The sequence below is a fragment of the Clostridium polynesiense genome (assembly GCF_000820705.1).
GTDB lineage: Bacteria > Bacillota > Clostridia > Clostridiales > Clostridiaceae > Clostridium_AA > Clostridium_AA polynesiense.
Window position 1 is genome coordinate 1 of the sequence record NZ_CCXI01000041.1, and the last position, 7408, is coordinate 7408.

Consider the following 7408-nt stretch of genomic DNA (forward strand, 5'->3'; position numbering starts at 1 on the left):
TATAATAATGAGCAGTGTTCGGGGGAATATAATTACCCGTCTTGCAAAGCTAGATAGAGGGGAATATTCAGCTCTTATTTTAGCAGCAGCAGGACTTAAAAGAGCTGGCTTAGAAAATAGGATAAGCAAATATTTCTCAGTAGATGAAGTAATTCCATCCGCAGGACAGGGAATACTTTCAGTACAGGCAAGAAGGGATTTGGATTGCAGTTTTTTAAATTGCCTAAATGATGAAAATACATCTTTTGCCGCAAAGGCAGAAAGAAGTTTTGTCAGGACGTTAAACGGGGGATGTTCTTCACCTATAGCAGCCCATGCCCGCATTATAGGAAGAGAATTAAAGCTTTCAGGGTTATATTTTAATGAAGAAACTAAAGAGCATAGCGTTGATTTTATAGTGGGAGATGTAGAAAAATCGGAGCGGTTAGGATATGACTTAGCTTTGAGAATGAAAGGAAAATTAGGGTGATGAGCAAAGGAAAGGTATGGCTTATAGGGGCAGGACCTTCAGACCCCGGACTATTTACTTTAAAAGGAAAACTTGTCCTGGAACAAGCTGATGTAGTGGTATATGATCAGCTGGTAGGTGATGGAATCTTAAAAATGATTCCTAAAAGTGCTGAAAAGATAGATGTAGGTAAAAAAGCAGGAAACCATAAGGTGCCTCAGGAGGAAATCAATGAAATATTGCTGAGAGAGGCACTCAATGGCAAAAAGGTCGTCAGGTTAAAAGGAGGAGATCCCTTTTTATTTGGAAGAGGTGGAGAGGAGTTAGAGCTTCTTTGTGAAAACAAGATTCCTTTCGAAATAGTTCCTGGAATAACCTCTGCAATATCTGTACCTGCCTATGCAGGAATTCCTGTTACCCATAGGGATTATTCACCTTCTCTTCATATAATCACCGCTCATAGAAAAAGAGGTAGTGAAGAGACTGTAGACTATAAAAAGCTTGTTGCTCTGGGAGATGTTACCTTAGTATTTTTAATGGGAGTAGGGGCTTTAAATGAAATATCTCAAGGACTAATTGAGGCAGGAATGAATAAAAGAACTCCTGCTGCTATACTGGAAAAAGGAACCTCCTCTGCTCAAAGAAGAGTGGTTGCTGATATTGAAACTTTGCCTAAAGAAGCTGAAAAGTATAATATAGGTACACCAGGCATAATCGTAGTTGGAAAGGTATGTACACTGGCAGAAAAATTTCATTGGGCTGAGGATAGAGAGCTTGGAGGCGCAAGGATAGTGGTTACCCGTCCTAAAAAAAGATCTTCTAAGCTCATGGAAAAGCTATATAACTTAGGTGCGGAGATAATAGAGCTTCCTGCAATAGAAACTGTATCGGTACAAAGTGATACATTAAATGAAATGATTCAGAAAATAAATAATTTTAATTGGCTTGTATTCACTAGCGCAGTTTCAGTGGAAATTTTATTTGATTATTTAAAAAGCATCAGAATGGATATTAGAAATTTAGTAAATATTAAGTGGGCAGCAGTGGGGCCTGCTACTAAGGATGCTATAGAAAGCAGAGGAATATTAGTTGATTACATTCCGGAGGAATACAACGGTGAAGCTTTGGCCAAAGGGCTAATAAGTATTTTAAATAAAGATGATAATATTTTAGTATTTACACCGGAGGGAGCAGCTCCCCCATGCGTCAAAGCTTTGAGGCAGGAAGGGTTTAACTGTGATTCTATGGCAGTTTATAAAACTGAATATGAAGAAAATGAGGAAATTAAATTAAGAGTTCAAGACATAGTTGCTTTTACCAGCGCTTCTACTGTAAAAGGCTTTGTAAGAACAATGAAGAATATAGATTTTAAGACCGTAACAGCGGTGTGTATAGGAGAACAGACCGCTGAAGAAGCAAGAAAGCATGAGATGAAAGTAGCGGTTTCAGAAAAGGCATCTATAGAAAGTTTAACAGAGAAAATAACAGAGATTTATAACATAATGAAACATCGAGAGAAAAATTAAAATAGAAGGGACATGAAGGAATTGGAGATTTTAAACAGACCAAGAAGGCTTAGAAGCAATCTTATTCTTAGAAATATGGTTAGAGAAACCCGAATGGATAAAGCTTCATTGATCTATCCTATTTTTGTAAAGGAAGGACAGGGAATAAAAGAAGAAATTTCTTCCATGGAAAATCAGTTTAGATATAGCGTAGACATGCTTCCTTACGCATTGGAAGAAATTGCGAAATCAGGAGTGTCCAGTGTTATGCTTTTTGGTATACCAAATAAAAAGGATGAATGTGGAAGCGGTGCGTGGATGCAGGAAGGAGTTGTTCAGAAAGCTTTAATGAAGGCTAAATCAGAGCACCCTGAGCTTTATTATATCACCGACGTATGTATGTGCGAATATACTTCTCATGGCCACTGTGGAATGCTTAAGGGAGAAATGGTAGACAATGATAAAACCCTTCCTTTGCTTGCTAAAACTGCCCTTTCTCATGTTCAAGCAGGAGCAGATATGGTGGCTCCTTCTGATATGATGGATGGAAGAGTGAAGGCAATACGTAATTTATTGGATTCAAATAATTATACTGATACACCAATTATGTCTTATGCTGTAAAATATGCTTCAGCTTTTTACGGACCCTTTAGAGAGGCGGCGGGATCAGCTCCTGCTTTTGGAGATAGAAAGGCCTACCAGATGGATTATCATAATAGAAAAGAAGCTATTAAGGAGGCTTTAACGGATATTTCAGAAGGGGCTGACATAATTATGGTAAAGCCTGCCCTTTCATATTTAGACATAATAAGAGAGGTTTCCAATGAAATAAATATCCCTTTAGCTGCTTACAGTGTCAGCGGTGAATATGCAATGATTAAGGCTGCCTCAAAGCTTGGATATATTCAGGAGGATAATATGATTTGTGAAACTGCTACAAGTATATATCGTGCAGGTGCAGGCATATTATTGACTTATTATGCAAAAGAATTAGCAAAATTCATGGATGAAGGAAGGATAGGATAATGAGTAAGTCACAGGAGCTTTTTAAAAGAGCGGTTAAATGTATCCCCGGAGGTGTAAACAGTCCAGTTCGTGCTTTTAACGCTGTAGGAGGTAATCCGAGATTCATAAAGAGAGCTGAAGGTGCTTATATATATGATGTAGACGGAAATAAATATATTGATTATATAGGCTCCTGGGGTCCAATGATATTAGGTCATGACAACAAAGAAATAAGGGAGGCAGTTATAAAAGCCTGTGAAAATGGATTAAGCTTTGGTGCTGCTACAGAAATTGAAGTGGAAATGGCTGAATTAATCTGTGAATTAATACCTTCTATAGAAATGATAAGGATGGTAAACTCAGGTACGGAAGCTGTGATGAGTGCAATCCGTGCAGCTAGAGGATATACTGGAAGAAATAAGATTATAAAATTCGCTGGCTGTTATCATGGTCATAGCGATTCTATGCTTGTAAAAGCAGGTTCAGGGGTAATGGTTGCAGGAGTACCAGACAGCGCTGGAGTTCCTAAAGGTTGTGCTGAAGATACCTTAACTGCAATATATAACGATATTTCCAGCGTAGAAGACTTATTCAACAAGAACAAAGACTGTATTGCAGCGGTTATAATTGAGCCTGTGGCTGCCAATATGGGAGTTGTTCTTCCTGAGGAAGGTTTCCTGAATGAGCTTAGAAGGCTTTGTACAGAAAATGGTTCACTGCTTATATTTGATGAGGTAATAACAGGTTTTAGGCTAAGCATCAGCGGTGCACAGGGTTATTATGACATTAAACCTGATTTAACTATATTTGGAAAGATAATTGGAGGAGGAATGCCTGTTGGCGCCTATGGCGGAAGGCGGGATATTATGGAACAAATATCTCCTGTAGGTACAGTTTATCAAGCAGGAACCTTAAGTGGAAATCCTATAGCTATGGCTGCGGGCAAAAAAGAGCTGGAGATTTTGAGAGATAACCCTCAAATATACACTCATCTAAATAAATTAGGGAGTTATTATAGAAAAGAACTGAAAGAGATATTGAAGAGAAGAGGACTTAATTACAGTATTACAGGTGTTGGCTCTTTAAGCTGTTTATTCTTTACCGATACGGAAGTAAAGGACTACGAGAGTGCTAAAACTTCAGAGGTAAGGGTTTTTGGAAGATATTTTAATTATATGCTGGAAAGAGGTATATACATTGCACCGGCACAATTTGAAGCTATGTTTATTTCCAATGCTCATACTTACAAGGAGATAGACATAACTCTGGAAGCAGCAGAGAATTTCTTAAAAACAATCTAACTTTAAATATAAGTCGGAAATAATTTATAAGTTGACTGGTTAAGAAGAGCTATCCAAAGCGTTCATGGATAGCTCATTTTTATCACTTTTCGCTCTTATTTTCTATAGCAGTTTATTTAATTCATCTGCTACAAACTGAACTTGAGTACCTATTATTATCTGAACCGATGTCTTACCAGGTTTTATTATACCTGCTACCCCAGCTGATTTTATCTTTTTATCATTAACTAAGGTTATATCTGTTACTTCGATTCTAAGCCTTGTAATGCAGTTATCAACTGAGACTACATTATCCTTTCCTCCAAGCCCCTCTAAGATTGTTTTAGCAACCTGATAATAATCATCATTAGCTAATTTTGTATTCATTTCTTTTTCACTTATTTCATCTTCCTCCCTGCCAGGAGTGTTTAAGTTAAACTTAACAATTAAGAACCTAAATAATATATAATAAGCTGCTCCAAATATAAGTCCTAAAATTAAAAGCATGAAGGGTTTGTTTGCAAGAGGAAGTCTGGAGCTTAAAAAGAAATCAACAAAACCTGCACTGAACATAAAACCTGCGGTCCATCCAAAATGTGCTGCTAGGTATACTGAAAGCCCTGTGAGAAGAGCGTGAACAAAATATAGTCCTGGTGCAAGGAACATGAATGCAAATTCAATTGGCTCAGTAACTCCGGAGAAGAAGGATGCAAAAGCACCTGCCAAGAGTAAACCAAAGGTAACCTTCTTTTTATTATCCTTAGCTGTATGATACATAGCAAGAGCAGCAGCTGGAAGACCAAACATCATTATAGGGAAGAATCCCGCCTGATATATACCTGTTATTCCCTTTACTCCTCCTGGAATAGTACCCCAAAATTTATTGATATCACTTATTCCTGCAACATCAAACCAGAATACGGAATTTAATGCATGGTGGAGACCTGTAGGAATTAAAAGTCTGTTAAAGAAGGCATAAATACCGGCACCTATAGGTCCCAGACTCACTATCAGTTGTCCAAAATAAACTAATGCGCTGTAAATTGCAGGCCATATAAAGAACAAAATGACGGAAACGAACATCATAACCACTGAGGTTACAATAGGAACACTCCTTCTTCCACTAAAAAAGGATAATGCAGAAGGCAGCTTAACATTTCCGAATTTGTTAAAGCAAGCTGCGGCAATGACTCCGCTTAAAATACCGATAAAAGCGTTTTCAATCTTTCCAAAAGCCGGGTTCACCATTGCTTTTTCTACACCTTGAAGCATAGCAACCGTTTCTGAAGAAAGCAGTGTAGTTACCATTAAATAAGCTACAAGTCCTGAAAGAGCAGAAGCGCCATCCTTTGTTTTTGCCATTCCTATGGCTACTCCTACAGCAAACAATATAGGAAGCTTATCCACAATTGCAGAAGCTGATTTGATAAGGAAAGCAGCAGCTACGTTGTTTGCTCCCCAGCCAAAGGGATCAATCCAATAGCCTATACCATATAATATTGCTGCAGCAGGTAATACTGCAACGGGAAGCATAAGAGACTTTCCAATACGCTGAAGATATTTCATCATAATAAAATTCCTCCATTCCATTATTTTTTAAAGCTAAGAAGTTAAGGAATAAGTTAAGCAGATGTATTGATGATATCAATATAAAATTGTAAAAGCGAAAAGTGATTTAGAAAAAGGTAATATATACTATTATATTAGCAATAATTTATATATATGTAAATTAATACAATAATTGTTTAAAGATAATTTAGATTATCTTTCTTTTATTAAAAAATAATATATATAGTTAAAATGTATTTAATAAATTTTAAAAAAATAAATTAAGTTATTTACAAATAAAGTAGCTTTAAATATAATATAGTATATACTAAATGTATAAATATTTATAATTAGTATATACTAATAGTTTTATTATGAGCTTGGAGGTACTATATGAGAATAATATTATTAGGAGCTCCTGGGGTGGGAAAAGGAACTCAAGCAAAATTAATTAGTGAGCATTATAAAATTCCTCATATATCTACAGGGGACATACTTAGAGGGAATATAAATAAAAGAACTTCATTAGGATTAAAAGCTAAAAGTTATATAGAAAAAGGAGAACTGGTTCCTGATGATTTGGTTGTAAGCATTGTTAAGGACAGACTTGAGAAGGAGGATTGTAAAGCTGGCTTTGTATTAGATGGTTTTCCAAGAAACCTTTATCAAGCAAAAACTCTTTCAGAGATTCTTAAAGAAAATAAATGCATGATAGATAAAGTGATTTTAATAGATGTAAATAAGGCTGAGATATTGGAGAGAATATCAGGAAGAAGGTTTTGCAGAAATTGTGGGGCAAACTATCATATAAAATTCAACCCCTCTAAATTAAATGATAGATGTGAAAAATGCGGGGAACAGCTCTTACAGAGAGAGGATGATAGTAAAGATGTGGTTTTAGAAAGGTTGTCTGTATATTCCAGGACTATTAATCCTTTGGCTAACTATTATAGTGCTCATGGGCTGTTGACAAAAATACAAGGTAATGAGGGGATAGAAAATACCTTCAACAGAATATGTTCTACATTGCAGTCAGTTTACAGCCTTTTAGTTTAAATATAAAAAAACCCGATGTATATTTTTATATACCTCGGGTTTCTTTTTATAAATTATTCATATTTTTATGAGTTAACTTATCTTCTTTTTCTTTTGTTATAATGATTTCTGTATTTGCTTCTTCATTTTTAATTTCCCAATGTATTAAAAATGTTAAGGCGGCTCTTAAAGCAATAATACCGGCAACAGTAAGGATCTCAGAAAAATCTCTTACCACCACCGTTCTTAATATTTCGCTTCCAAGTTTGAATTCTAATCCCATGGCCATACCTTTAGCAAGATTTAATCTAGTTAGAGGATTTCTGCGTATATAGCCAATAATTCCTTGAAGTCCTGAAACTATAATCACTGTTACTCCTATGAACTCAAAAATAATAATCGCAATATCTACGATGTTACTTAGCACTTCATGTAATAACTCCATTTTTCTTCCCCTTTTTCAAATATAATATAACATTAATTAAAAGTTATTTACTAAATATCCTATATCATTATAGCATAAATCACAAAATATCCTAGCATCTTAAAAAGTAAAGTAGAAGTATGGAGTTGAATAAGAAAAAATT

The 7408-nt window shown here is 35.7% G+C and carries 6 protein-coding genes and 1 pseudogene; 5 read left to right on the forward strand and 2 right to left on the reverse strand.

Translation table 11 applies throughout. The features are described from left to right. The 4 genes and pseudogenes from TA89_RS04135 to hemL form a co-directional block, all read left to right on the forward strand. Positions 1-469 (forward strand): annotated as a pseudogene (locus TA89_RS04135) (hydroxymethylbilane synthase); the annotation flags it as partial. Beyond that, a complete protein-coding gene (cobA, locus tag TA89_RS04140) occupies positions 469-1974 on the forward strand; it encodes a uroporphyrinogen-III C-methyltransferase (protein WP_040211104.1) in 1506 nt (501 codons plus the stop codon). The pseudogene TA89_RS04135 and the gene cobA, both read left to right, overlap by 1 nt. Before the next feature lie 12 nt (positions 1975-1986). Then, positions 1987-2979, forward strand: coding sequence for a porphobilinogen synthase (hemB, locus tag TA89_RS04145; protein WP_040211105.1), 993 nt, complete (start codon positions 1987-1989; stop codon positions 2977-2979). Next, positions 2979-4259: a glutamate-1-semialdehyde 2,1-aminomutase gene (gene hemL, locus TA89_RS04150; RefSeq protein WP_040211108.1), complete on the forward strand. Its 1281-nt coding sequence runs from the start codon at positions 2979-2981 to the stop codon at positions 4257-4259. The genes hemB and hemL overlap by 1 nt, the downstream gene beginning before the upstream one ends. Positions 4260-4361: 102 nt before the next feature. On the opposite strand, the gene nagE is transcribed toward hemL, so the two are convergent. Continuing rightward, positions 4362-5807 carry an N-acetylglucosamine-specific PTS transporter subunit IIBC gene (gene nagE / locus TA89_RS04155; protein WP_040211111.1) on the reverse strand — a complete coding sequence of 482 codons (1446 nt, stop codon included), beginning with the start codon at positions 5805-5807 and terminating at the stop codon, positions 4362-4364. Between the two features lie 372 nt (positions 5808-6179). Here nagE and TA89_RS04160 point away from each other — a divergent pair, with 372 nt between their 5' ends. After that, on the forward strand, positions 6180-6842 hold the full coding sequence (locus tag TA89_RS04160; protein ID WP_040211112.1) for an adenylate kinase: 663 nt from the start codon (positions 6180-6182) through the stop codon (positions 6840-6842). A gap of 46 nt (positions 6843-6888) precedes the next feature. Here TA89_RS04160 and TA89_RS04165 read toward each other — a convergent pair whose 3' ends face one another. Next, positions 6889-7266, reverse strand: a complete 378-nt coding sequence (locus TA89_RS04165) for a DUF1622 domain-containing protein (protein WP_040211114.1) — start codon at positions 7264-7266, stop codon at positions 6889-6891. Between the last annotated feature and the right edge of the window lie 142 nt (positions 7267-7408).